The 21,140-nt window shown below is 71.6% G+C and carries 23 protein-coding genes; 10 read left to right on the plus strand and 13 right to left on the minus strand.

Going from position 1 to position 21,140, the window contains the following annotated elements:
* Positions 1-31 precede the first annotated feature (31 nt).
* Together IO24_RS0106665 and IO24_RS0106670 are read right to left on the minus strand one after the other, a co-directional pair.
* The gene (locus IO24_RS0106665) at positions 32-811 is read right to left on the minus strand and encodes a hypothetical protein (RefSeq protein ID WP_031132876.1); all 780 of its coding nucleotides are present in this window, start codon (positions 809-811) and stop codon (positions 32-34) included.
* 153 nt (positions 812-964) lie between these two features.
* A complete protein-coding gene (locus tag IO24_RS0106670) occupies positions 965-1,582 on the minus strand; it encodes an RNA polymerase sigma factor (RefSeq protein ID WP_031132877.1) in 618 nt (205 codons plus the stop codon).
* 217 nt (positions 1,583-1,799) lie between these two features.
* On the opposite strand from IO24_RS0106670, the gene IO24_RS0106675 reads away from it, so the two are divergent.
* Positions 1,800-2,981 carry an N-acetylmuramoyl-L-alanine amidase gene (locus IO24_RS0106675; protein WP_045295952.1) on the plus strand — a complete coding sequence of 394 codons (1,182 nt, stop codon included), beginning with the start codon at positions 1,800-1,802 and terminating at the stop codon, positions 2,979-2,981.
* Positions 2,982-2,983: 2 nt separating this feature from the next.
* On the opposite strand, the gene IO24_RS0106680 is transcribed toward IO24_RS0106675, so the two are convergent.
* The 4 genes from IO24_RS0106680 to IO24_RS0106695 form a co-directional block, all read right to left on the minus strand.
* On the minus strand, positions 2,984-3,379 hold the full coding sequence (locus IO24_RS0106680; RefSeq protein ID WP_078898877.1) for a hypothetical protein: 396 nt from the start codon (positions 3,377-3,379) through the stop codon (positions 2,984-2,986).
* A gap of 154 nt (positions 3,380-3,533) precedes the next feature.
* Positions 3,534-4,088, minus strand: a complete 555-nt coding sequence (locus tag IO24_RS0106685) for a hypothetical protein (protein WP_031132882.1) — start codon at positions 4,086-4,088, stop codon at positions 3,534-3,536.
* Positions 4,089-4,196: 108 nt separating this feature from the next.
* On the minus strand, positions 4,197-4,703 hold the full coding sequence (locus IO24_RS0106690; protein WP_031132884.1) for a hypothetical protein: 507 nt from the start codon (positions 4,701-4,703) through the stop codon (positions 4,197-4,199).
* A gap of 95 nt (positions 4,704-4,798) precedes the next feature.
* Positions 4,799-6,400, minus strand: a complete 1,602-nt coding sequence (locus IO24_RS0106695; RefSeq protein WP_031132886.1) for a beta-N-acetylhexosaminidase — start codon at positions 6,398-6,400, stop codon at positions 4,799-4,801.
* A gap of 290 nt (positions 6,401-6,690) precedes the next feature.
* Here IO24_RS0106695 and IO24_RS0106700 point away from each other — a divergent pair, with 290 nt between their 5' ends.
* The 8 genes from IO24_RS0106700 (at position 6,691) to IO24_RS0106740 (ending at position 13,158) form a co-directional block, all read left to right on the plus strand.
* Positions 6,691-7,182: a 2-oxo-4-hydroxy-4-carboxy-5-ureidoimidazoline decarboxylase gene (locus tag IO24_RS0106700; protein WP_037667442.1), complete on the plus strand. Its 492-nt coding sequence runs from the start codon at positions 6,691-6,693 to the stop codon at positions 7,180-7,182.
* A gap of 201 nt (positions 7,183-7,383) precedes the next feature.
* Positions 7,384-7,764: a succinate dehydrogenase, cytochrome b556 subunit gene (sdhC, locus tag IO24_RS0106705; protein ID WP_031107855.1), complete on the plus strand. Its 381-nt coding sequence runs from the start codon at positions 7,384-7,386 to the stop codon at positions 7,762-7,764.
* A gap of 5 nt (positions 7,765-7,769) precedes the next feature.
* Positions 7,770-8,252 carry a succinate dehydrogenase hydrophobic membrane anchor subunit gene (locus IO24_RS0106710; RefSeq protein ID WP_031132891.1) on the plus strand — a complete coding sequence of 161 codons (483 nt, stop codon included), beginning with the start codon at positions 7,770-7,772 and terminating at the stop codon, positions 8,250-8,252.
* Positions 8,253-8,271: 19 nt separating this feature from the next.
* Positions 8,272-10,026, plus strand: a complete 1,755-nt coding sequence (sdhA, locus tag IO24_RS0106715; RefSeq protein WP_031132893.1) for a succinate dehydrogenase flavoprotein subunit — start codon at positions 8,272-8,274, stop codon at positions 10,024-10,026.
* Complete coding sequence (locus IO24_RS0106720) at positions 10,026-10,805, plus strand: succinate dehydrogenase iron-sulfur subunit (RefSeq protein ID WP_031132895.1); 780 nt, start codon at positions 10,026-10,028, stop codon at positions 10,803-10,805. Before sdhA ends, IO24_RS0106720 begins: the two co-directional genes overlap by 1 nt.
* Before the next feature lie 644 nt (positions 10,806-11,449).
* Positions 11,450-11,857, plus strand: a complete 408-nt coding sequence (locus tag IO24_RS0106730) for a hypothetical protein (protein WP_031132897.1) — start codon at positions 11,450-11,452, stop codon at positions 11,855-11,857.
* Between the two features lie 27 nt (positions 11,858-11,884).
* On the plus strand, positions 11,885-12,379 hold the full coding sequence (locus tag IO24_RS0106735; RefSeq protein WP_031132899.1) for a thiol-disulfide oxidoreductase DCC family protein: 495 nt from the start codon (positions 11,885-11,887) through the stop codon (positions 12,377-12,379).
* A gap of 32 nt (positions 12,380-12,411) precedes the next feature.
* Positions 12,412-13,158 carry a TetR/AcrR family transcriptional regulator gene (locus IO24_RS0106740; RefSeq protein ID WP_031132901.1) on the plus strand — a complete coding sequence of 249 codons (747 nt, stop codon included), beginning with the start codon at positions 12,412-12,414 and terminating at the stop codon, positions 13,156-13,158.
* A gap of 17 nt (positions 13,159-13,175) precedes the next feature.
* On the opposite strand, the gene IO24_RS0106745 is transcribed toward IO24_RS0106740, so the two are convergent.
* From IO24_RS0106745 to IO24_RS0106755, 3 genes are all read right to left on the minus strand, one after another.
* Positions 13,176-14,729 carry an ABC transporter substrate-binding protein gene (locus IO24_RS0106745; protein ID WP_031132903.1) on the minus strand — a complete coding sequence of 518 codons (1,554 nt, stop codon included), beginning with the start codon at positions 14,727-14,729 and terminating at the stop codon, positions 13,176-13,178.
* A 191-nt stretch (positions 14,730-14,920) separates the two neighbouring features.
* The gene (locus tag IO24_RS0106750; protein ID WP_051905865.1) at positions 14,921-16,603 is read right to left on the minus strand and encodes a metallophosphoesterase; all 1,683 of its coding nucleotides are present in this window, start codon (positions 16,601-16,603) and stop codon (positions 14,921-14,923) included.
* A 29-nt stretch (positions 16,604-16,632) separates the two neighbouring features.
* Entirely contained in the window at positions 16,633-16,872 is a 240-nt protein-coding gene (locus IO24_RS0106755) for an SCO4848 family membrane protein (RefSeq protein WP_031132907.1), read from the minus strand.
* A gap of 91 nt (positions 16,873-16,963) precedes the next feature.
* Between IO24_RS0106755 and IO24_RS0106760 the strand changes: the two genes are divergently transcribed.
* Positions 16,964-18,340 (plus strand): D-alanyl-D-alanine carboxypeptidase family protein, encoded by a 1,377-nt coding sequence (locus IO24_RS0106760; RefSeq protein WP_031132909.1) that lies wholly within the window; start codon positions 16,964-16,966, stop codon positions 18,338-18,340.
* On the opposite strand, the gene IO24_RS0106765 is transcribed toward IO24_RS0106760, so the two are convergent.
* Genes IO24_RS0106765 through IO24_RS0106780 form a run of 4 tightly spaced genes read right to left on the minus strand, consistent with a single transcriptional unit; the run spans position 18,276 to position 21,100 of the window.
* Positions 18,276-19,205, minus strand: coding sequence for a YihY/virulence factor BrkB family protein (locus tag IO24_RS0106765; protein WP_031132911.1), 930 nt, complete (start codon positions 19,203-19,205; stop codon positions 18,276-18,278). The genes IO24_RS0106760 and IO24_RS0106765 overlap by 65 nt on opposite strands.
* Positions 19,193-19,645, minus strand: coding sequence for a GtrA family protein (locus IO24_RS0106770; protein ID WP_045295951.1), 453 nt, complete (start codon positions 19,643-19,645; stop codon positions 19,193-19,195). Before IO24_RS0106770 ends, IO24_RS0106765 begins: the two co-directional genes overlap by 13 nt.
* The gene (locus IO24_RS0106775) at positions 19,642-20,586 is read right to left on the minus strand and encodes a decaprenyl-phosphate phosphoribosyltransferase (protein WP_031132913.1); all 945 of its coding nucleotides are present in this window, start codon (positions 20,584-20,586) and stop codon (positions 19,642-19,644) included. Before IO24_RS0106775 ends, IO24_RS0106770 begins: the two co-directional genes overlap by 4 nt.
* On the minus strand, positions 20,579-21,100 hold the full coding sequence (locus tag IO24_RS0106780) for a phosphatase PAP2 family protein (RefSeq protein ID WP_031132915.1): 522 nt from the start codon (positions 21,098-21,100) through the stop codon (positions 20,579-20,581). Before IO24_RS0106780 ends, IO24_RS0106775 begins: the two co-directional genes overlap by 8 nt.
* Positions 21,101-21,140: the final 40 nt, after the last annotated feature.

Consider the following 21,140-nt stretch of genomic DNA (forward strand, 5'->3'; position numbering starts at 1 on the left):
CGGCGGTGCCGGGCGGCGTTCGCGCGATCCCTTACCGCTGACGGCCGTTGGGCTGGGAGCGCTTGCCCTCGCCCCGGCTGTTGCCCTCGCTCCCGCTCTTGCCCGCGCCGCTGTCCGGCCCGTCGCCCGCGGCGGGTGTGCCGTCGTCCTCGGCGGGATCGCCGTTCCCGGAGCCGCCGCTCCCGCCCTTCGGCCCGGCCGGTAGCCCGGCGCAGTACGCCGTGACGTTCCTCTCACCGCCCGCGGCGGCCACCAGACGCTGCCAGGCCGTCGCCCCCATGGCCTTGCCGCGTTCCCCGGCCCGCTCGTAGGCGCGGCAGTGGGACTCGGTGTCCTGCGCGGGGGCCGGCCGGTCCGGGCGAGCGGGGGCGGAGCCGGTGCCGTCGCCGGGGCTGTGGCTGTGGCTTCCGCGGGGAGGCTCCCCGGCCGGGTCCCGCGGGGCGCTGCTCGGGGCTGGCGGGTGCTCGGGGGCGTTCTTCGGGCCCTCCTCGGGCGATCCGGCCGCGCCGATCGCCGCCACGGCGACACCGCCCAGCGTGAGACTCGCGAGCAGCACGGAGAGCGTCGTCCTCAGGGACCGTCCCAGGTGGCGCCGCTCCCGGGCACGCCAGTCGTCCCGGCGTCGGGTGCGCGTCCGCAGGGCACCGGCGTCCCGGGCGGCCCGGAAGGCGGCCACGGCCCGCTGCTCGGCCTCCGCGTCGACACCGTCCCGGATGAGGGAGGCGACGATCAGCGCCTCCACGTCGGAGTCGAGGAGGGCGTGACGGGAACCACGGCCGGAAAGCCCGCCGTCGCTGCGCCGTTCACCCATGTCCGTTTCCGTTCCTGCTCGATCCGATCGATCCGTCCGCTCCACCGGCGCCGGCCGGCCCGCCGCGCCCCAGTACGTCCCGCCGGTCCGCCCTGTTCAGGGCGCCGGGCCCGCGGGAGCTGCCCGCACCGTCCGCGAAACCGCCGGTTCCGCTCACGTCGACTCCCCCAGCGTCCGGGGAGCCTCATCCGTCACACTCGCCGCGCCCAGCTGCCCGGCGAGGCGTTTCAGGCCCCGGTGGGCGGCCGTGCGTACCGCGCCGGGCCGCTTGCCCAGCACCCGTGCGGCCGCGGGGCCGTCGAGGCCGACCACCACCCGCAGCAGCACGGCCTCGGCCTGGTCGCGCGGCAGCCCCCGGACCAGCTCCAGGGCGTGCTCGGTGGAGATGGCCTCCAGCGCCTGGTCGTGCGTGCTCTGCGGTCCTGGCAGGTCCAGGAGGTCCTGCTCCAGCGCGGACGGCCGGGGCCGTACCCGCTGCCGGCGCAGATGGTCCAGGGCCCGGTGCCGGGCGATGGTCGCCGTCCAGCCGCGGAAGCCGGCCCCGTCACCCCGGAACCGCCCGAGGTCCCGGGCGATTTCCAGCCAGGCGTCGGACGCCACGTCCTCCGCGTCGTCCCCGACCAGGCCGCGCAGATAGCCGAGCAGTCCGGGCTGCACGAACCGGTAGGCGACCGCGAAGGCCGCCTCGTCACCCTGCTGGGCCCGCGCGACGGCCGCGCCCAGTTCCCCGTCGTACGCCTGTCCGCGCCGGGGTTCCGCTCCCTGACCCAAGTACCGTCCTCGTCCGTGCCGAGTGCGCGCCCTCCCACGGTCATCAGCGCCGATCGGCGCGGAAGTGTCACAGCGCGTCAGGCCGCCGGGTGCCGACGACCGTTCGGGTCAACCCCGCCCGCCGTCCTCGGGAGCCCGGCCCCGCGGAGGTTTCGGCCAAGTGATGTACCGGGGACCTCTGCTCGCGATGTCACCGCCCACGAAAGGCGAGCGCCGTATGACACCCCGCCTCCTGCGCACCGCCGTCGCCACCGCCCTGGCCCTCGGCGCCCTCGGTGCCCTCGGTCTGACCGAGCCCGCCCGGGCCGCCTCCTCGGACGGTGTGCACACCGTCCGGGTGCCGGACGGCGACCCCCACGAACGGTCCCTCGCCCCGCGCACCACCGAGCCGTTCAGCCTGATCGGCGTCACGTGGGACGACCCGGACGCGGCGCTGACCGGCACCGCCCAGGTGCGCACCCGCTCCCGGGAGAGCGGCACGTGGAGCGCGTGGCGCCCCTTGGAGACCGATGTCCGGACGCCCGAGGCGGGCCCCGACCGCGACCGGGCCGGCGTGCGGGGCAGCACCCAGCCGCTGTGGACCGGGCCCTCGGACGGCGTCCAGATGCGCGTCTCGGGCTCGCGCCTGCCCGAGGGGCTGCGCGTCGAACTGGTCGACCCGGAGGCCGGGTCGGGCGCCGTGCACACCGCGACCGTCGAGCCGGACGTCGTCGGGCCGGCTGCCGGCCCGTACTCGGCCGAGCGTCCCGTCGTGACGTCGCGCTCCGCCTGGGGCGCCGACGAGTCCCTGGTGAAGGACCCGCCGACGTACACCGGCGACACCAAGGCGATGTTCGTCCACCACACGGCGGGCACCAACGACTACGCCTGCTCCGAGTCGGCGTCGATCGTGCGCGGCGTGTTCCTCTACCACGTGCAGAGCAACGGCTGGAACGACATCGGCTACCACTTCCTCGTCGACAAGTGCGGCACCGTCTTCGAGGGCCGTGCGGGTGGCATCGACAAGCCCGTCCTCGGCGCGCACTCCTACGGATTCAACACCGCCACCAGTAGCGTCTCGGTGCTCGGCGACTACTCGAAGGCGGCCACCGACGCCGTGGTGCGCGAGTCGGTCGCGAAGGTCGCGGCGTGGAAGCTCGGCCTCTACGGCATCGACCCGACGGGGACGGTCGTCCTGACCTCCGGTGCCGACAACGGCAAGTACAAGCTGGGACAGAAGGCCATGTTCCACCGCATCTCCGGGCACCGTGACGGCTACCCGACCGAGTGCCCCGGCCAGCACCTTTACGGCGACCTGCCCGAGATCCGCACCCTGGCCGCGAACGCCGGGAAGTCCGCCGAGCCCGCCGCGGAACCGCCGGCGCTCTTGGACGACGACGAGGACGTGCTCGGGCGCTGACGCTATCGCCGGGGCGCGGTGCTCACCGCGTCCCGGCACAGCAGCCGCAGCGATCCATGGCCCGAGTAGCAGCGGCGGGCCTCGTCGATGGGGTCCCACAGGCGCCCGTCGGGGGTGCGGATCCAGTGGTCACCGCCGGTCGCCCACCACTCGGCGCCGGTCTGGCGCACCATCACCTCACCCGCGTAGGCGCCGAAGCCGCGCAGTACCTGCTGGACGGCGGCGTCCGGTGCCCCTTCCCGCCGTATCCCCTCGATCATCCGGTCGATGCTCCACAGACTCTGTGCCGAGTAGTCGAGGCGCAGCCGTGCTCCCTCGCGCATCGTCGCCACAGTGTCCGCCGCCCATCGCAGCGGCTTGGCAGCCGCCGATGGCCTGGTCTCCGCTTGAGTCGTCACATCCCGGAAAGCGCTGCGGCGAAGCGTTTCGTCACCCGAAATCGGCGGCTTCCCCGAAGCGGCGCAGGACCACCCCAGCTCGCTCAAGGGACAGTCACAGGACCCTTCCAGGAAGCGGGGTTTAGGGCGGTCGGGCCCCCAGCAGCCCTCTCCCTCAGCCCTGTTGCCGGGTCCGGCGGGACACCACCGCGCGCAGCACCCGACGGCCCTCGGTCGACACCTCCAGCGCCCGGCGCAGCCCGGCCGGGCCGTGACCGGCCAGGACCTCCAGGACGATGACCTGGCGGCGCAGTTCGGCGGCGACGAGCGGGGACATGCCGTCCGTACGGCCCTCACGGCGGGAGGCGACGGACGAGGCCTCGTCCTCGGCCGTGTCCAGGAGCCGGTGGATCTGGAGGGAGGCGACGGAGCAGGCGTCGGCCCACACCCGGACTCCGGCGGCGGACCGGTCCGCGGGAGCGGCCTCGAGCATCCGGTGGGCGAGCACGGCCGCCTCGTCCCCGGCTCCGGCCGTGTCGAGCTTGCTGCGGGCCTGCTCCAGCCGTTCGCCCCAGTCACCGGCACCGGCGTCGTCAGCGAGGCTCGCCCACACCGGTCTCAGGAGCTCGTCGTCGCCGCCCAGCAGGGGCACGCACCGGTCCAGACAAGCCAGCCCGCTCGCGGCCAGCCCGCGTTCGTCGGCCTGTGCGATCAACTCCACCAGGCTCATCCACGCCTCCCTCCGCGGGCCTACTCAGGGGCCCTACCAGGCCGCTGCCGACCCTCGCCCCTCACGGAACCCGCACTTCCCCTTACTGCGCGCAACGGCCCTCGAGTGTCACAGGGGCCCGACGCCCAGTTCGTCGAGGAAGCGGAACAACAGGTTTTCGGCCAGGGGATCGGGGTCTGACGTCAGTACGTCCACCAGCGCGCCGGCGTTCACCTCACACCCGGCCTCGGCGGCCCAGCGCACGGCACGCTCGGCGGCGTCAGCGGGCTCCAGGAAGTAGTCCTCCAGCGTGAGGCCCTCCCGGTCCGCCCCCAGATACCCGGCCATCGCGGACCGCGCGAGGCAGGTCGTCCACGCCCCGCTCTCCGGAGCCGCGGCCTCCAGCACCACGCACTCGCTGTTCATGACGTACCCGAAGAGCGCGGGCGCCCCGGTCTCCCGCGCGAGGGCGTTCATGTTCCCGATGTCGCCGTCGCTGCTCGGGAACTCCCACACCTGCCAGCCGCCCGGCGCCGAGGCGCGCCGCGTGGGACCGTCCCCGGCCCCCGCCAGCGCGTCCAGCTCCGGCAGCGGCCGCTCCCCCCGGCCCACGACGAAGTATCCCCAGTAGCCCATGTCCCGGTTCCCCCTGGCATATTCGTTTCCCCCCGCGTCAGAAGACCACCACAGCCGTACGGGGGTTCGCAGCCGTATACGCCAATTCGCGCCGGTCAGCCGAGCCTGTCCGCCAGCGCCCGGAACTCCGCCCAGGACAGCTCGGGCTTGTCGGGGTCCCACAGCTTCTGCACGGTCGCCCGCAGCGGCATCCGGATTCCGGCCGCCACCTGGTCCTCCGTCTGGGAGTTCGCGAGGTCGCACCACACCGCGAAGGACCCGCCGAGGATCTGGCCGTCGTAGCGCGCCGGCACCGCCTCGGTGCCGCGCAGCACCCGCGGCGTCCACTGCTGGTAGATCCGCTCACCCGTCGGGTAGACGAACGTCTGCGGCTCGCCGAGCACGTAGTACAGGAACTCGTCGTTGTAGTTGATCACCTTGCGGCCCGCCTGGAGGTACTCCAGGGGCGGCCGGGCGCCGATCTCCTTGCCGGTCCAGTAGGCGACCTGGATGTCCTTCGCGGCCTGCACCGAGGTGCCGCGGAAGAAGCCGTCGTTCCAGGCGCGCGGGACGCGCTGATGCCTGCGGACGGTGTCGGCCCGGTCGTTGAGCCAGCCGGTCGTGAGGTCGGCGACCGTCGCACCGGAGCCGTACTTCTCCCGGGCGGCGGCGGCCAGCTGCGGGAACGACGCCTCCGGGTTCGACCGGGTCAGCGCCTGGTACTCGTCGCCGCCGAGGTGCCACGGCCCGCCGGGGAAGAGGTCCGCGTACTCGTCGAGCAGATCGTCGACGATCTGGGCGCTCTCGGCCTTGGAGATGTCGATGGCGCCCTGCACCGCCGACCCCTGCGCGGTGCGCAGTTGCAGGTCGGGGTGGGCGTCGAGGACCGCGCCGAGGTGCCCGGGCGAGTCGATCTCGGGCACGATCGTGATGTGCCGGCTCCGCGCGAGGTCGATGATCTTCCGCACCTGCGCCTTGGTCAGGTGCTGCCGGGACACGATCTCGGGGTGCGAGGAGGACTCGATCCGGAAGCCCTGGTCGTCGGAGAAGTGCAGCCCCAGCTGGTTGAACTTCAGATCGCCCAGTTCCCGGATCCGGTCCTCGATCCAGCCGGCCGTGAAGTGCTTGCGCGCGATGTCCAGCATGAAGCCGCGCTGCGCCTTGGCCGGCTCGTCCTTCACCACGCCCTCGGGGGCGGTGCCGCCGTCGTGCGTCTCCTGCTTGAGCGTGCGGGTGCCGTAGAAGACGCCCGCGTCGGAGGGCCCGGCGATCTCCACCCGCCCGCCGCGCACGGTCATCACGTACGACTCCGGGTTCGCGCCCTCGCCGGCGTTCAGCGCCAGCCGCAGGTCCCCGGCTCGCCTGTCGCTCTTCTCGCCCGCGTACGCCATTCCCAGCTCGCCGGCGACCAGCCGCCCCTCGTCGGCCAGCGCCGGGTCGTCCACGACCACCCGGTTGCCCTTCTCGGGACGCCAGCCCGGGCCCCGCGCCGGCTCGTGGTCACGGACGGCGGGGATGGTGCGGGGCGTCTCGGACAGGGCATAGGAGCGGGTCGGACCGGGGGTGGGGCTCGTCCCGGGCGCTCTGTCCGGCGGCGCTGCCGCGGTGGCCCCCCGCGAGGATCCGGCCTCCGAGGCCGTTGACCCGCCGTCGCCGCCCGAGGCCGCCCAGAGCCCGAGGCTCACCCCGGCCGCGACCACGACCAGGGCTACAGCCATGGTCACGACCAGCACCTGCCGCTGCTTCTCCTGCTTCGCCGAGGTCCGGCGCCTGTGCTGACTCACACCGCCAACCTAAGACCCGAGGCCTCTTGGCGCGCGTCCACCACGCGTTCCGAAACTCTCTCTCCCGGGTGAAATTCAGGCATCCTTCGGACACGTCATGGTCGTACTCGATAGCGTGACGTCACATCTCTCACAACTTGCCCTGCCGACACACGTGACGCCCACGAGGACCCACGCTGCCTGCGCACCGTCTCCCAGACCTCCCCGGTCGGCTCGCCATACCGGTGGAGCATTTCAACGCAGCCTCCGAGGAGGACCTGGAGCAGGCCCTCCTGCCCTGCCTGCGCAGCCACCGCTGGGCCCGGCGTGTCGTGGAGCACCGCCCCTACCCGGGCCTGGACTCCCTGCTGGCCGCCGCGGACGAGGCGGCATACGACCTGACCTGGGCCGACCTCACGGAAGCACTGGCGGCCGAGACCCTGCCCGCGCTCCCGCCGGACACCTACTCCGCGGCCCACACCGCCCTGAGTGCGGCCCACGCCGCCTACGAGGCCCGCTTCGGACACGTGTTCGTCATCTGCCTGGAGGGTTTGTCCCCGTCCGAGACCCTGGACCGCCTCCTCGAAGCCATCCGGTCACGATTGACCAACGATCCGGAAGAGGAGCGGGCGGTGGTGGCCGATGAGCTGCGGCGTCTGGCGAGAGAACGGCTGATCGATGCCCTCAGGGGCGCGGGGAACTGCGCGATCAACCACAGCGAACCCGCACCCGGCTGATCACGGAGCACCCCACACCCCTGGCCGCGCTAGCCCACCAGTACCTCTTTGCGTGCCAGTTTGATCACACCCCGGGCCCCGGGCTCAGCCCGGCGGCAGCGCATCGCTACGATGCTGGGGGCCGGTGGACCGTACCCGGCCGGGCCCGACCGACACACCAAGCCGGCGCGGCCCCAATCCCCGCTCCCGGAGGAAACTTCCGTGCCGGCTGGAACGCTGTACCGCGGCCGGGAAGGAATGTGGTCCTGGGTGGCTCATCGAGTCACCGGCGTCCTCATCTTCTTCTTCCTGTTCGTTCACGTGCTGGACACCGCACTCGTCCGTGTGTCGCCCGAGGCCTACGACACCGTCGTGGCCACGTACAAGACGCCGATCGTCGCGCTTCTGGAGTACGGCCTCGTCGCCGCCATCCTCTTCCACGCGCTCAACGGCCTGCGCGTCATCGCCGTCGACTTCTGGATCAAGGGCGCCCGCTACCAGAAGCAGATGCTCTGGACCGTCGTCGCCCTGTGGGTCGTACTGATGCTCGGGGCCATCTACCCCGTCCTCGGTCACGCCGCTCGTGAACTCTTCGGGAGCTGACGCCAATGTCCACGACTGAAAAGACCGCTGCCGGCGTCGGCCCCGTAGAGGGCGGCGCCGTCTACACCGTCGACAACCCGGCGCCCTTCATCGAGGCCCCGCGCCAGCGCACCAAGAAGACCCCGAAGAGCACCCGGGGCAACTTCGAGCTGGCCGCCTGGCTGTTCATGCGCCTGTCGGGCGTGGTGCTGGTCGTCCTGGTCCTCGGCCACCTGCTGATCCAGCTCGTGCTGGACGGCGGCGTCTCCAAGATCGGCTTCGCCTTCGTGGCGGGCCGCTGGGCGTCCCCGTTCTGGCAGGTCTGGGACCTGCTGATGCTGTGGCTCGCCATGCTGCACGGCGCCAACGGCCTGCGCACGGTCATCAACGACTACGCGGAGCGCGCGAACACCCGGCTCTGGCTCAAGGGCCTGCTCTACACCGCCACGGTGTTCACCATCCTGCTGGGCACGCTGGTGATCTTCACCTTCGACCCGAACATCCGCTAGGCACGGGGCTGCGAGAATCATGAAGATCCACAAGTACGACACCGTCATCGTCGGCGCCGGTGGCGCGGGCATGCGCGCGGCCATCGAGTCCACGAAGCGCAGCCGCACCGCCGTGCTGACCAAGCTGTACCCCACCCGCTCCCACACGGGCGCCGCGCAGGGCGGCATGGCCGCCGCGCTCGCCAACGTGGAGGAGGACAACTGGGAGTGGCACACCTTCGACACGGTCAAGGGCGGTGACTACCTGGTCGACCAGGACGCCGCCGAGATCCTCGCGAAGGAGGCCATCGACTCGGTCCTCGACCTGGAGAAGATGGGCCTGCCGTTCAACCGCACCCCGAACGGCACGATCGACCAGCGCCGCTTCGGCGGTCACAGCCGCAACCACGGCGAGGCCCCGGTCCGCCGCTCCTGCTACGCGGCCGACCGCACCGGCCACATGATCCTCCAGACGCTGTACCAGAACTGCGTCAAGGAGGGCGTGGAGTTCTACAACGAGTTCTACGTCCTGGACCAGCTGATCACCGAGGTCGACGGCGTCAAGAAGTCGGCCGGTGTCGTGGCGTACGAGCTGGCGACCGGTGAGATCCACGTCTTCCAGGCGAAGTCCGTGGTCTACGCGTCCGGCGGCTGCGGCAAGTTCTTCAAGGTGACGTCGAACGCGCACACGCTGACGGGCGACGGCCAGGCGGCGGTCTACCGCCGCGGTCTGCCGCTGGAGGACATGGAGTTCTTCCAGTTCCACCCGACCGGCATCTGGCGCATGGGCATCCTGCTGACGGAGGGCGCCCGCGGTGAGGGCGGCATCCTCCGCAACAAGGACGGCGAGCGCTTCATGGAGAAGTACGCGCCGGTCATGAAGGACCTGGCGTCCCGTGACGTCGTGTCCCGCTCCATCTACACGGAGATCCGTGAAGGCCGCGGCTGCGGCCCCGAGGGCGACCACGTCTACCTCGACCTCACCCACCTCCCGCCGGAGCAGCTGGACGCGAAGCTGCCCGACATCACGGAGTTCGCCCGCACCTACCTCGGCATCGAGCCCTACACGGACCCGATTCCGATCCAGCCCACCGCGCACTACGCCATGGGCGGCATCCCGACGAACGTCGAGGGTGAGGTCCTGGCGGACAACACCACGGTCGTCCCCGGTCTGTACGCGGCCGGCGAGGTCGCCTGCGTGTCCGTGCACGGCGCCAACCGCCTCGGCACGAACTCGCTGCTGGACATCAACGTCTTCGGCAAGCGCGCGGGCATCGCCGCCGCGGAGTACGCGCAGAAGGCGGACTTCGTCGAGCTGCCGGAGAACCCGGCGGAGCTGGTCGTCGCGCAGGTGGAGCGGCTGCGGGACGCGACGGGCACCGAGCGGGTCTCGGTCCTGCGCCGCGAGCTGCAGGAGACCATGGACGCGAACGTCATGGTGTTCCGCACCGAGCAGACGATCAAGACGGCGGTCGAGAAGATCGCGGAGCTGCGCGAGCGGTACCTGAACGTCTCGATCCAGGACAAGGGCAAGCGGTTCAACACCGACCTGCTGGAGGCCATCGAGCTGGGCAACCTGCTCGACCTCGCCGAGGTCATGGCCGTCTCCGCGCTCGCCCGCAAGGAGTCCCGCGGCGGTCACTACCGCGAGGACTACCCGAACCGCGACGACGTCAACTTCATGCGGCACACCATGGCGTACCGCGAGGTCGGCGCCGACGGCTCCGAAACCGTCCGTCTCGACTACAAGCCGGTCGTCCAGACCCGCTACCAGCCGATGGAGCGTAAGTACTGATGGCTACCCCCGTTCTGGACAAGGAAGACGCGGCCGGCAAGCCCGAGCCCGGTTTCGCCGACTCCCCCTACATCACGGTCACCTTCCGCATCCGCCGCTTCAACCCCGAGGTCGCGGCGGAAGCGGTCTGGGAAGACTTCCAGGTGGAGATCGACCCCAAGGAGCGTGTCCTCGACGCCCTCCACAAGATCAAGTGGGAGCTCGACGGCACGCTCACGTTCCGCCGCTCCTGCGCGCACGGCATCTGCGGCTCCGACGCCATGCGGATCAACGGCAAGAACCGTCTGGCCTGCAAGACGCTGATCAAGGACATCAACCCGGAGAAGCCGATCACGGTCGAGGCCATCAAGGGCCTCACGGTCCTGAAGGACCTCGTGGTCGACATGGAGCCGTTCTTCCAGGCGTACCGCGACGTCATGCCCTTCCTCATCACGAAGGACACGAACGAGCCGACGCGTGAGCGTTTCCAGACGGCCGAGGACCGCGAGCGCTTCGACGACACGACGAAGTGCATCCTCTGCGCGGCCTGCACCACGTCGTGCCCGGTCTTCTGGAACGACGGCCAGTACTTCGGCCCGGCCGCCATCGTCAACGCGCACCGCTTCATCTTCGACTCGCGTGACGAGGCCGGCGAGCAGCGCCTGGAGATCCTCAACGACCGCGACGGCGTGTGGCGCTGCCGCACGACGTTCAACTGCACGGACGCGTGCCCGCGTGGCATCGAGGTCACGAAGGCGATCGCGGAGGTGAAGCGGGCGCTGATCACGCGCCGCTTCTGAAATCTTCCTCCGCAGGCTTTCGAGGGCCCCGTCTCCGGTTCCACACCGGGGCGGGGCCCTCGTCGTGCCTCGTTCGAGTGAGTTGCCCGCGGTCGACCAGGACGCCGGGCATCGGCACGGAGAGGACGTGAGCGCCCCGACCAGGTGGAGGACTCACGTGTGCCGGCAGACCGTTCACTCACGAAGTGGGCCGACTGGCTCATGGAACGCACGCCGGGCGCTCGCTTCGCGAACATCGACGGCCTGCTGCTGGTGACACAGGTCCCCGACGGCCCCCATGCCAGGCTCCTGACGGACGTCATGCTGACCTGCCTGAATGCCGGAATCGACGGCGACGCCGGCACGGCCCTCCAGAAAGTCGCCCTCATCCCGATATCTGGGCCGTCCGCGCCGACGGATCGGTTCGCTTCCACGCGGGCGGCAAGACCGCCCTCACCGGCTCCGGCACCGAGATCATCAGTCGCGCCGACTGCTGGACCCGCGTCGCCATCGGGTGACTCCCTGACGTGTGGGGCCGGGGCCGTCTTCGTCGAAGGCGGCCCCGGCCCTTCTTGTGTTACCCGGGACCGAGTGTTGAACACGTTCAAAAATGGGTCTAGAGTCATCCCGACAGCGTTTTGAACGTGTTCAAGAAGGGTGGGGCAATGGACCGCACGGTCATCTCCTATGTCATCTACCTGCTGGTCAGCATCGGTCTGACCATCTGGGTGGCCCGCACGCTCAGCCGTAACGGGAGGGTCTTCCTCGCCGACGTGCTGCACGGCAACGAGAAGCTCGCCGACGCCGTCAACCACCTCCTGGTGGTCGGCTTCTACCTCGTCAACCTCGGCTTCGTCGCGCTGTACCTGAGCGACGACGAGACCATCACCGACGCCCGCGGCATCTTCGAGGCCCTGTCGACCAAGCTCGGCGTGGTGCTGCTGGTGCTCGGTGTGATGCACCTGGCCAACGTCTACGTGCTCAACCGGATCCGGCGCCGGGGTGCCATGGAACGGGAGCAGGTGCCGCCGGTGCCGCCGCAGGGCTGGGTCGCCCCGTCGGCGCAGGCCTGAGCGGAGGCCCGCGTGAACGCGACCGGCATGAACGCGACCGCACCGGTCCGCCGGCTCACCGTCCTGTACGACGCCGAGTGCTCCCTGTGCGCGTTCCTGCGCGACTGGCTCCTGCGGCAGCCGCAACTGGTGCCGCTGGAGCCGGTCCCGGCCGGCTCCGAGGAGGCCCGGCGGCGCTTCCCCGCCCTCGACCACGGCGCCACCCTCGACGAGATCACCGTCGTCGGCGACGCCGGGCAGGTCTACCGGGGCCCCGCCGCCTGGGTGGTCACCCTGTGGGCGCTGCGCGAGCACCGGCCGCTCGCCCACCGGCTGAGCACCCCGTCCGGCGCCCGGCTCGCCAAGGGGGCGGTGCTCGCCGCCGCCAAGTGGCGCGGGGCGCAGTGGCCTCGGGGGCAGCGCGGCGGGGCGCAGTGGGGTGGCCGGGTGTACCGGCGGGCGGACGGCTGGTCGTACGCCCCCGACAGGGGCTGGAGCTACACCGCGCCGGGCTGCGCCGACGGCACCTGTGCCCCGCGGTAGGCGCACCCCGGCTGACGTTAGGCTCTCTTCCCGTGCCCGCGAAGAACGACGGCCCCGACGACGGCGCCACCCCCACCAAGTCCGAGCAGACCCGCGCCCTGATCCTGGAGACGGCCATGCGGCTGTTCCAGGAGCGCGGCTACGACAAGACGACGATGCGGGCCATCGCCAAGGAGGCCGGGGTCTCCGTCGGCAACGCGTACTACTACTTCGCGGGCAAGGAGCACCTGATCCAGGGCTTCTACGACCGGATCGCCGCCGAGCACCAGGTGGCGGTCCGGGAGATCCTGGACCGGGAGAGCGAGCTGGAGGCCCGTCTGGCGGGGGTGCTGCGGGCCTGGCTGGACATCGCCGCGCCCTACCACGAGTTCGCGGTGCAGTTCTTCAAGAACGCCGCCGACCCGGACAGTCCGCTCAGCCCGTTCTCGCCCGAGTCGGAGCACGCGCGCGAGGAGGCCATCAGCGTCCACCGGGAGGTGCTCGCCGGGGCCACGAAGACCAAGGTGCCCGAGGAACTGCGGGACATCCTGCCCGAGTTGATGTGGCTGTCCCAGATGGGGCTCGTCCTGTACTGGATCTTCGACCGCACGGAGGGGCGCGAGCGCAGCTACCGGCTCGCCGAGCGCGGTGCCCGGCTCACCGCGCGGGGCGTCGCCCTGGCCCGCTTCCGGGTGCTGCGGCCGCTCGTGCGGGAGGTGCACGAGCTGTTCACGGAGTTCCTGCCGGGGATGACGAACGCCATCCCGGATCCGGCGGCCCGGCGGCGCACCGGCTCCTGAGCCGCGGCCCGGCGGGGTCAGAGCGCGGTGAGGCTCCACAGGCGGAACACGCCCGTGCCGTCCGACAGGTACTGGCCGCCGCCGACGTCCTCGGTGGTGACGACGTACTCCTTGGCCTGCCACAGCGGCAGCACCGGGACGTCCTGGGCGACGGTCTGCTGCACCGAGCGGAAGTCCTGGTCGGCCTCGGTCCGCTCGGCGTAGCGCCGGCTGTCCTTGATGAGCCGGTCGACGGTCTTGCTGCTGTAGCCGGTGTTCATCGCGCTGCCGGTGCCGACGAGCGCGGCGCCGAAGGTGTCCGGGTCGGGGAAGTCGGCGACCCAGCCGACGGCGTACGCGTCGAGCTTGCCGGTCGCCCACTGCTTCTGGAAGGCGGTCCATTCGTAGCCCTTGAGGGTGACCTGGAACAGGCCGCTCGCCTCCAGTTCCTTCTTGATCTCGGCCGCCTCCTGCTCACCGGCGCCGCGGCCCTTGGCGTAGCCGTAGGTGAAGTGCACCGGCAGGCTCACACCGGCCTGGGTGAGCAGTTGCCGGGCCTTCTTCGGGTCCTGCTCGGGGTAGTCGTCGAAGAACGAGGCGGTGTGCCCGGTGAGACCGGCCGGGATCAGGGAGTACAGGGGGTCGACGGTGCCGTCGTAGACGGTGGCGGCCAGCTGCTCGCGGTCGATCAGCCAGGCCATGGCCTGCCGGACCTTCGGATCGTGCAGGGGCTTGCCCGCTCGGGTGTTGAAGTACAGGTTCCGGGTCTCGGAGCCGTCCGCCTCGTAGACGCGCTGGGTGGGGTCGCTCGGGTTGAGGTCGGCGAGGACGCCGGGCGGCAGCTGGTCGGTCGCGACCTCGACCTGCTTGTCCTTCCAGGCGGTGTCCAGGGCCTCGGGGGTGGCGTAGTAGCGCAGTTCGACGGGCCGGCCGGTGCCGCTGACGGCACCCTGGTAGTGCTGGTTGGGTGCGAGGACCGCGTCGTGGTTCTTCGTGTACGAGGTGAGGGTGTACGGGCCGGTGCCGTCCACGCCGTCGTCGGTGCGCAGCTCGCCGGCCGGATACGCGGTGTGGTCGACGATGGAACCGGCGCCGGTGGCCACCTTGAAGGGGAACGTCGCGTCCGGCGAGGTCAGGTGGAAGGTGACGGTCATGTCGTCGGCGTCCACGGAAGAGAGCGTGCCGAACAGGGACGCCGGGCCGACCGGGGCCTTGATCTTCAGGATCCGGTCGAAGGAGTACTTCACGTCCTCGGCGTTCATCGCCCGGCCGCTCGGGAAGGTGAGGCCGTCGCGCAGCTCGCAGCGGTAGGTGGTGAGGTCGCCGTGGGCGAACGCGCAGGTCTTGGCCGCGTCCGGCACGGGGGCGGTGCCGCCCGGCGCGAAGGTCAGCAGTGACTGGAAGACGTTGCTGAACAGTGCCCAGGAGCCCGCGTCGTAGGCACCGGCCGGGTCGAGCGAGGTGACGCCGTCCGTCGTGCCGACCGTGATGGTCCTCTCCTCGCCCTTCGACGGCAGGAACTGCCAGGCGCCCACGCCCGCGGCGGCCAGGACCAGCAGCCCCGCGAGTATCCGTATGCGAACCGATCGCATCGGCTGCGCCCTCCCCAGGCCTTTTGCGGCCCTTCGGGGCCCTTGCACGTATATGCCACACCCCTTCGTGGCGGGCTCACACAATCACAGGATTTCGGGCAGAGGGAAGGGACATCCGACGAGTTGGGAAAGAACTTACCGATGGGCCTTTCGGTCCGGTTTCACAGCACTCTCACAGGAGGTGCGTGCCGTCAGGCCTGCTTCGACGCGAGCTCGATCAGGGTGATGTCCGACGGTGCGCCCACGCGGGTGGGCGGGCCCCAGGCGCCGGCGCCGCGCGAGACGTAGAGCTGGGTGTCGCCGTAGCGCTCCAGGCCCGCGACGGTGGGGTTGGCGCCCGCGGCGATGAGGTTGCCGGGCCAGAGCTGGCCGCCGTGGGTGTGGCCGGACAGCTGGAGGTCGACGCCGTGCTCGACGGCGTCGTGGATCTGGACCGGCTGGTGCGCGAGCAGCACGCACGCGCGCGCGGTGTCCCGGTCGCCGAGCGCCTTCGCGAAGTCGGGGCCCTGGCCCTCGTCCTCGCCCGCGACGTCGTTGACTCCGGCGAGGTCGAAGTGCGGCATCTCCCTGCGGGCGTTCTCCAGGGGGTCCAGGCCCAGGCGGCGGACCTCCTCGACCCACTGCCCGGCGCCGGAGAAGTACTCGTGGTTGCCGGTGACGAAGTAGGACCCGTGACGGGCCCTCAGCTGGGCGAGCGGGGCCGCTGCGGGACCGAGGTCCTTCACACTGCCGTCCACCAGGTCACCGACGACCGCGATCAGGTCGGGCTGGGTCGAGTTGATCGTGTCGACGACCTTCTGGGCGAAGCCGCGGCCCAGGACCGGGCCGAGGTGCACGTCACTGACCACGGCGATCCGGTACCCGTGCGCGGCCCGCGGCAGCTTGGCCATCGGCACGGTGACCCGCTTGACCTGCGGCCCGCGCAGCACACCGTACGTCCCGTACCCGACGGTCCCGACGGCGGCGGCCGCGGCGGCCCCGGCGACGACCCGCGAGACGAAGAGACGGCGGGAGGGCCCGGCAGGGGTGGCGGGGGGCTGCGGGGAGCCCTCCGGGGCGAGCGGCGCGGGGTCGGCCTGCGGGTGGAGGGCGGTCGCGGAGACGGTGGTGCCACGGCTGGGGGCGGGCTGGGAGGTGGCCGCGGGTGCGGAGGGTGCGGGCTCGGGGGTCACGCCGCCGCCGTTCGCCTGCGAGGCGGTCGCGGGCGTGGGCGCGTCGGGGCCGTGGGCGGGCTGGGAGGGCGCCGTCGCGGGCGCAGGTGCCCGGGTCGCGTCGTCGTCCGGCTGCGGGCCTGCCACCGTCGCGGAAGCAGCGGCCGCCCCACCGGCGCCGTCCGCCTGCCAGGCGGTCGCGGGCGCGGGAGTCGTGCCGGTGCCGTCCGCCGGTCGTGTGGCCGCCGGGGCCACCGTGCCGCTGCCGTTCCGCTGTGGGCCGGTCGCGGGAGTACGGCCCGCGGGTGAGCCGGGTGCCCCCGCCGCGGCGGCGCCGGGCTGGGAGGTCGCAGCCGGCTCCCCGGTGGTCGTCGGGCCGGGCTGCGGGGCCCGGCCGTCGCGTCTCGCGCGGTGTTCGAGGAAGCGGTGCAGGAGCGGTCGGACGATCTCCCCGGCGACCACCGCCAGCAGCAGGTATATCGACAGGGCCAGCCACAGGAAGCCCGGCCAGGCGAGGAGCTGCTGGAGCCAGAACGGGGCGCCCGAGCGTTCGGCGACCAGGGCCGTGATCGCCAGGGTCCAGCCGCCGGCGATCAGGACCACGCCCGCGCGGCGGGTGAGGCCCGGGCCGCGGGTCGTGTCGCGGAACAGGCGGCGCCACACGTACCAGTTGGCCGTCACGATGACGGCCAGGACGAGAGTTGCGACGAGCACGAAGACCATGGCCACGGTGTTGTGTCTCCCGATTGCCGTTATGACGTCCGGCGCAGTGCGCGCAGACCACGCAACCCGATGGCCCCGATGACCGTCCCCAATACGAAGGAGACGACCGCGAGCAGCAGGTGCACCCAGAAGTACGCCGTGGGATGACCGTCGTCGAAGGCGAGCCCGCTGCCGTCCTTGACAAGGTTCTTGACGAAAGTGATCCAGATGACCCAGCTCCACACCCCGAAGGCGAGCAGGAACCAGGAGACGGGGCGGCTGAGCTTCATGAGACCAGTATCGCCAGAGCCTGTCCGGTTCCGTTCGCGGGGTGGGGGCGGAGGCGGGACTTCCCTGCGTACTGCATGTACGTTTCCGACCGTGCCCGCTCCGAAGAAGACCGTCAGGCGATCCCTGCTGGTCACCTCCGCCGTCCTGTCGTCCCTCGCCCTGGCCGCTCCCGCCGCCGTCGCGGCCCCGAGTCCCTCGGGCAGTCCCTCGGCGAGCCCCTCGGGCAGTCCGTCGGCGAGCCCCTCGGGCAGTCCGTCGGCGAGCCCCTCGGGCAGTCCGTCGGCCACTCCGCCGGCGTCGATGTCGACCGTGGGCGGTGCCCGGCTCGGGCAGCCGGGCCCGCAGGTGAACCTGGCGAGCGGCGTGCCGGTGCTGCCGAAGGACGTGAGCGCCCGCTCCTGGATCGTCGCCGACGCCGAGTCCGGTGACGTGCTGGCCGCGCACAACGCGCACTGGCGCCTCGCCCCGGCGAGCACCCTGAAGATGCTGTTCGCGGACACGCTGCTGCCGAAGTTTCCGAAGGACACCAAGCACAAGGTCGCCCCCTCCGACCTGGCGGGCATCGGCCCGGGCTCCAGCATGGTCGGGATAAAGGAGGACGAGACGTACACCGTCCGCGACCTGTGGCTGGGCGTCTTCCTGCGCTCCGGCAACGACGCCGTGCGCGTGCTGTCCGCGATGAACAAGGGCGTCGAGAACACCGTCGAGGAGATGAACGAGCACGCCGAGGAGCTCCAGGCCCTCGACACGCACGTCGTCAGCCCGGACGGCTACGACGCCGAGGGGCAGGTCTCCTCCGCGTACGACCTGACGCTGATCGCCCGGTCGGGACTGCAGAAGAAGGACTTCCGGGAGTACGCCTCGACGGTCAGCACGAAGTTCCCCGGCGAGACGAAGAAGGGCAAGAAGGGGAAGCCGGTCCGCAAGTCCTTCGAGATCCAGAACACCAACCGGCTGCTGGCCGGTGACTCGGACGTGCCCGTCTACCAGGGCATCGCCGGCGTCAAGAACGGCAACACCACCAACGCGGGCGCCACCTTCACGGGCGTGGCCGAGCGGAACGGCAAGGTGCTGCTCGTCACGGTGATGAACCCGGAGAAGGACGAGCACAACGAGGTCTACAAGGAGACGGCCCGGCTGTTCGACTGGGGCTTCAAGGCGGCCGGGAAGGTGCAGCCGGTCGGCGAGCTGGTGCCGCCGAAGGGCGCCGCGCAGGCCAATGCCCAGCCCGGCGCGAACCCGTCCGGCGAAGCAGGCGGCTCCGGGGACGGCGGCGGCACGGCCGGGACCGGTTCGAAGCCGGTGGCCAGTGCCCCGGCCGCGGACGGCTCGAGCGGCATCGGGACCGCGCTCGGCATCACGGGCGGGGTGCTGGTGCTGCTCGCGGGCGGCGCGTTCCTGGTCAACCGCCGCTGGCCGCTGCCGGATCTGGTGCGCCGCCGGACTCGCCCGGACGACGAGAAGTGACGTCCGGGAGTTCCTCCTCCTTGCTCTGCGTCGCCGTCCAGGAGGCGCAGAACAGCACCAGCTTCGAGGTGAAGTTGATCCACAGCAGCAGTGCGACGGGCACCCCGAACGCGCCGTACATGCTCTTCGCGGCCACGCCCTGCAGATAGCCGCTCAGCAGCAGCTTCAGCAGTTCGAAGCCGATCGCGCCGGTCAGGGCCGCCACGAACAGGCGGTGGCGCGTCGGCTCGACGCCGGGCAGCAGGGTCAGGACGTAGAGCAGGAGCAGGAAGTTGGCGAGGACGGCGATCAGGAACGCGACGACGTGCAGCAGGACCCCGCCCCAGCCGCCCTCGTCGACACCGAGTCCGCGGGTGATCCAGCCGATCATCGCGGAGGCGACGGCGGAGGCGGCGATGGTGACGAGGAGCGCACCGCCGAGGCCGATGAGGACACCCGCGTCCTTGCCGTAGCGCAGGGCGGGGTTCTCCTCCTCGTCGGGCAGCTCCCACACCGCCCGCAGGCACTCGCGCATGGACCCGGCCCAGCTGACACCGGTGAAGAACAGCAGGGCGCCCGCGATGAGTCCGATGGTGCCGGCGTTGTCCACCAGGCCGGCGATGTCGAGTTGGTCGGAGATGCCGGGCACCTGCTCGGCGATCTTGTCCTGCAGCTTGCCTTCCTGATCTTTGCTGAGCGTGGCGGCGGCGATGGTGGCGGACACCGTCAGCAGCGGGAACAGCGCGACGAAGCTCCTGAAGGTCATCGCGGCGGCCAGCCGCGTCCACTTCACGCGGTCCAGCCGCTCGTACGACCGCCACGCGTGCGTGATCATCAGCCGCTCCGCCCACGGCCCGACCACTGGGAGCTTTTTCAGCCAGTCCATGATCCGACTCTGCCCTCCGCCCGGAACACCCATGTGCGAGTACCCCAGAACCGCAGGACTGTGGCCAGCGCCATACCGATGACCGCTCCGGAGACGGTGTCCGCGCGCTGCGAGGTGAGGCCGAGGCCGTAGTGGCTGACGGCCAGGCAGAGCAGTTGGACGGCGGCTCCGGCGAGGTTCACCGCGAAGAACACGGCGTAGGGGCGCAGGCCCGGTGTGCGCGTGGTCCGGTAGGTGCCGAGGGCGTTGCCCGCGTAGGCGACCGTGCAGGCGGCCAGGAAGGACAGGGACTTGGCGGTGAGCGGGTCGAGTCCGGCGGGGCCGCGCAGGCCGGTGAACAGGGCGAGGTCGACGGCGTAGGCGAGGAGGCCGACGGTGGCGAAGCCGATCAGCTCCCGGCGGCACGGGAGCGTGGGGCTCCGCCACGCGCGCGTGGTCACCAGTTCGCCACCGCAAGGCCGTACATCGCCACCCACACCATGCCGATGAGGGCGAGGGCGCGGTCGCGCAGGACGACGTCCTCGGGTTCGCCGGCGGTGCCGCGGTCGGCGAAGACGGCGTAGCGGAGGATCGCGAGGACGAAGGCGACCATGGACAGTTGGCGCCAGGGCAGCACGCTGGTGTGCGGGACGCCGCCCTCCTCCATGGCCCACAGGCAGTAGCCGAGGACGGCGACTCCGGCCGCGAGCTGCCAGACGAAGCGGAGGTAGCCGGTGGTGTACTCGGTGAGCAACGCGCGCGTGGCGCCCTCCTTTCCGGCCATCTGGACGGCTTCGGAGTAGCGCTTGGCCGACACCATGAACAGCGCGCCGAAGCCGGTGGTGATCAGGAACCAGCGCGACAGCGGGATGCCGAGGGCGAATCCGCCGACCATGGCCCGCATCAGGAAGCCGGTCGTGACGACGGCGAGGTCGACGACGAGGACGTGCTTGAGGCTGACGCAGTAGGCCAGTTGCATGGCCAGGTAGGCGGTCAGGAGGGTGGCGACGGCGGGGCCGCACAGCCAGACCGCGGTGGTGGGCGCGAGGATGCCGAGGCAGCCGCCGACGGCGTAGGCGACGGGCACCGGGACCTGCCCGGTGGCGACCGGGCGGTGCCGCTTGACGGGGTGGGCGCGGTCGGCGTCGGCGTCGCGGGCGTCGTTGACGAGGTAGACGGCGGCGGCGCAGGCGGTGAAGAGGGCGAAGACCAGGGCGAGTTGCATCAGGGCGTGGCGGGAGAAGAGCTCGCCGGCGGCGGCCGGGGCGGCGATCACGAGGACGTTCTTGATCCACTGCTTGGGGCGCGCGGTCCTGAGGAGACCGGCCAGGAGACCACCCCCACGGGGTGGCGCGGGGCGCTCCTGGGGGGTGCGCTGCCGCAGGACGGCCGTCTCAGTCATGGTGGGCGCCTCCTCGCATCCAGCGGGCGCCCAGCCGGGCCGTGAGGGCGCCCAGGGCCGCGCCGGCTGCCACGTCGGAGGGGTAGTGGACGCCGGCCACGAGGCGCGAGAGGCACACGGCGGCGGCGAGCGGCGGCACCGCGCTGGCACCCAGGGCGCCGAAGGCCACTGCGGCGGCCGCGGCGGAACTGGCGTGCGAGCTGGGGAAGGAGTGCCGGCCGGCGGTGCGTACCAGGGGCACGACGTGTGCGGGGCGCGGTCGGCGCACGACCCGTTTCACTCCCATGCTGACGAGGTGTGCCCCGGCGGTGAGGGCCGTGCCGCGCAGCCAGGCGCCGCGCCGCCTGCCGTCGACGGCGGCTCCGGCCAGCCCCGCCGCCAGCCACAGTGCCGCGTGCTCGCCCGCCCAGGACAGGGCACGCGCGGCGCCGGCCACACGCGGGTCGGTGCCGCACTCCCTGAGCGCCGAAACGATCCGGTGGTCCATGTCGTGCAGGTCGTCGAGGTCGTCCATGTGGACTCACTGTTCACGCCCATACGGCCTGAACTCCGGC

Source organism: Streptomyces flavovariabilis (assembly GCF_000725785.1).
Lineage (GTDB): Bacteria > Actinomycetota > Actinomycetes > Streptomycetales > Streptomycetaceae > Streptomyces > Streptomyces hawaiiensis.

Coding starts and splice junctions, on each gene's coding strand:
- IO24_RS0106780 (WP_031132915.1), bottom strand. CDS start 21,100: ATGGACGACCTCGACGACCTGCACGACATGGACCACCGGATCGTTTCG.
- sdhA (WP_031132893.1), top strand. CDS start 8,272: ATGAAGATCCACAAGTACGACACCGTCATCGTCGGCGCCGGTGGCGCG.
- IO24_RS0106775 (WP_031132913.1), bottom strand. CDS start 20,586: ATGACTGAGACGGCCGTCCTGCGGCAGCGCACCCCCCAGGAGCGCCCC.
- IO24_RS0106730 (WP_031132897.1), top strand. CDS start 11,450: ATGGACCGCACGGTCATCTCCTATGTCATCTACCTGCTGGTCAGCATC.
- IO24_RS0106755 (WP_031132907.1), bottom strand. CDS start 16,872: ATGAAGCTCAGCCGCCCCGTCTCCTGGTTCCTGCTCGCCTTCGGGGTG.
- IO24_RS0106745 (WP_031132903.1), bottom strand. CDS start 14,729: ATGCGATCGGTTCGCATACGGATACTCGCGGGGCTGCTGGTCCTGGCC.
- IO24_RS0106735 (WP_031132899.1), top strand. CDS start 11,885: ATGAACGCGACCGCACCGGTCCGCCGGCTCACCGTCCTGTACGACGCC.
- IO24_RS0106685 (WP_031132882.1), bottom strand. CDS start 4,088: ATGAGCCTGGTGGAGTTGATCGCACAGGCCGACGAACGCGGGCTGGCC.
- IO24_RS0106710 (WP_031132891.1), top strand. CDS start 7,770: ATGTCCACGACTGAAAAGACCGCTGCCGGCGTCGGCCCCGTAGAGGGC.
- IO24_RS0106690 (WP_031132884.1), bottom strand. CDS start 4,703: ATGGGCTACTGGGGATACTTCGTCGTGGGCCGGGGGGAGCGGCCGCTG.
- IO24_RS0106665 (WP_031132876.1), bottom strand. CDS start 811: ATGGGTGAACGGCGCAGCGACGGCGGGCTTTCCGGCCGTGGTTCCCGT.
- IO24_RS0106675 (WP_045295952.1), top strand. CDS start 1,800: ATGACACCCCGCCTCCTGCGCACCGCCGTCGCCACCGCCCTGGCCCTC.
- IO24_RS0106695 (WP_031132886.1), bottom strand. CDS start 6,400: ATGGCTGTAGCCCTGGTCGTGGTCGCGGCCGGGGTGAGCCTCGGGCTC.
- IO24_RS0106765 (WP_031132911.1), bottom strand. CDS start 19,205: ATGGACTGGCTGAAAAAGCTCCCAGTGGTCGGGCCGTGGGCGGAGCGG.
- IO24_RS0106720 (WP_031132895.1), top strand. CDS start 10,026: ATGGCTACCCCCGTTCTGGACAAGGAAGACGCGGCCGGCAAGCCCGAG.
- IO24_RS0106750 (WP_051905865.1), bottom strand. CDS start 16,603: ATGGTCTTCGTGCTCGTCGCAACTCTCGTCCTGGCCGTCATCGTGACG.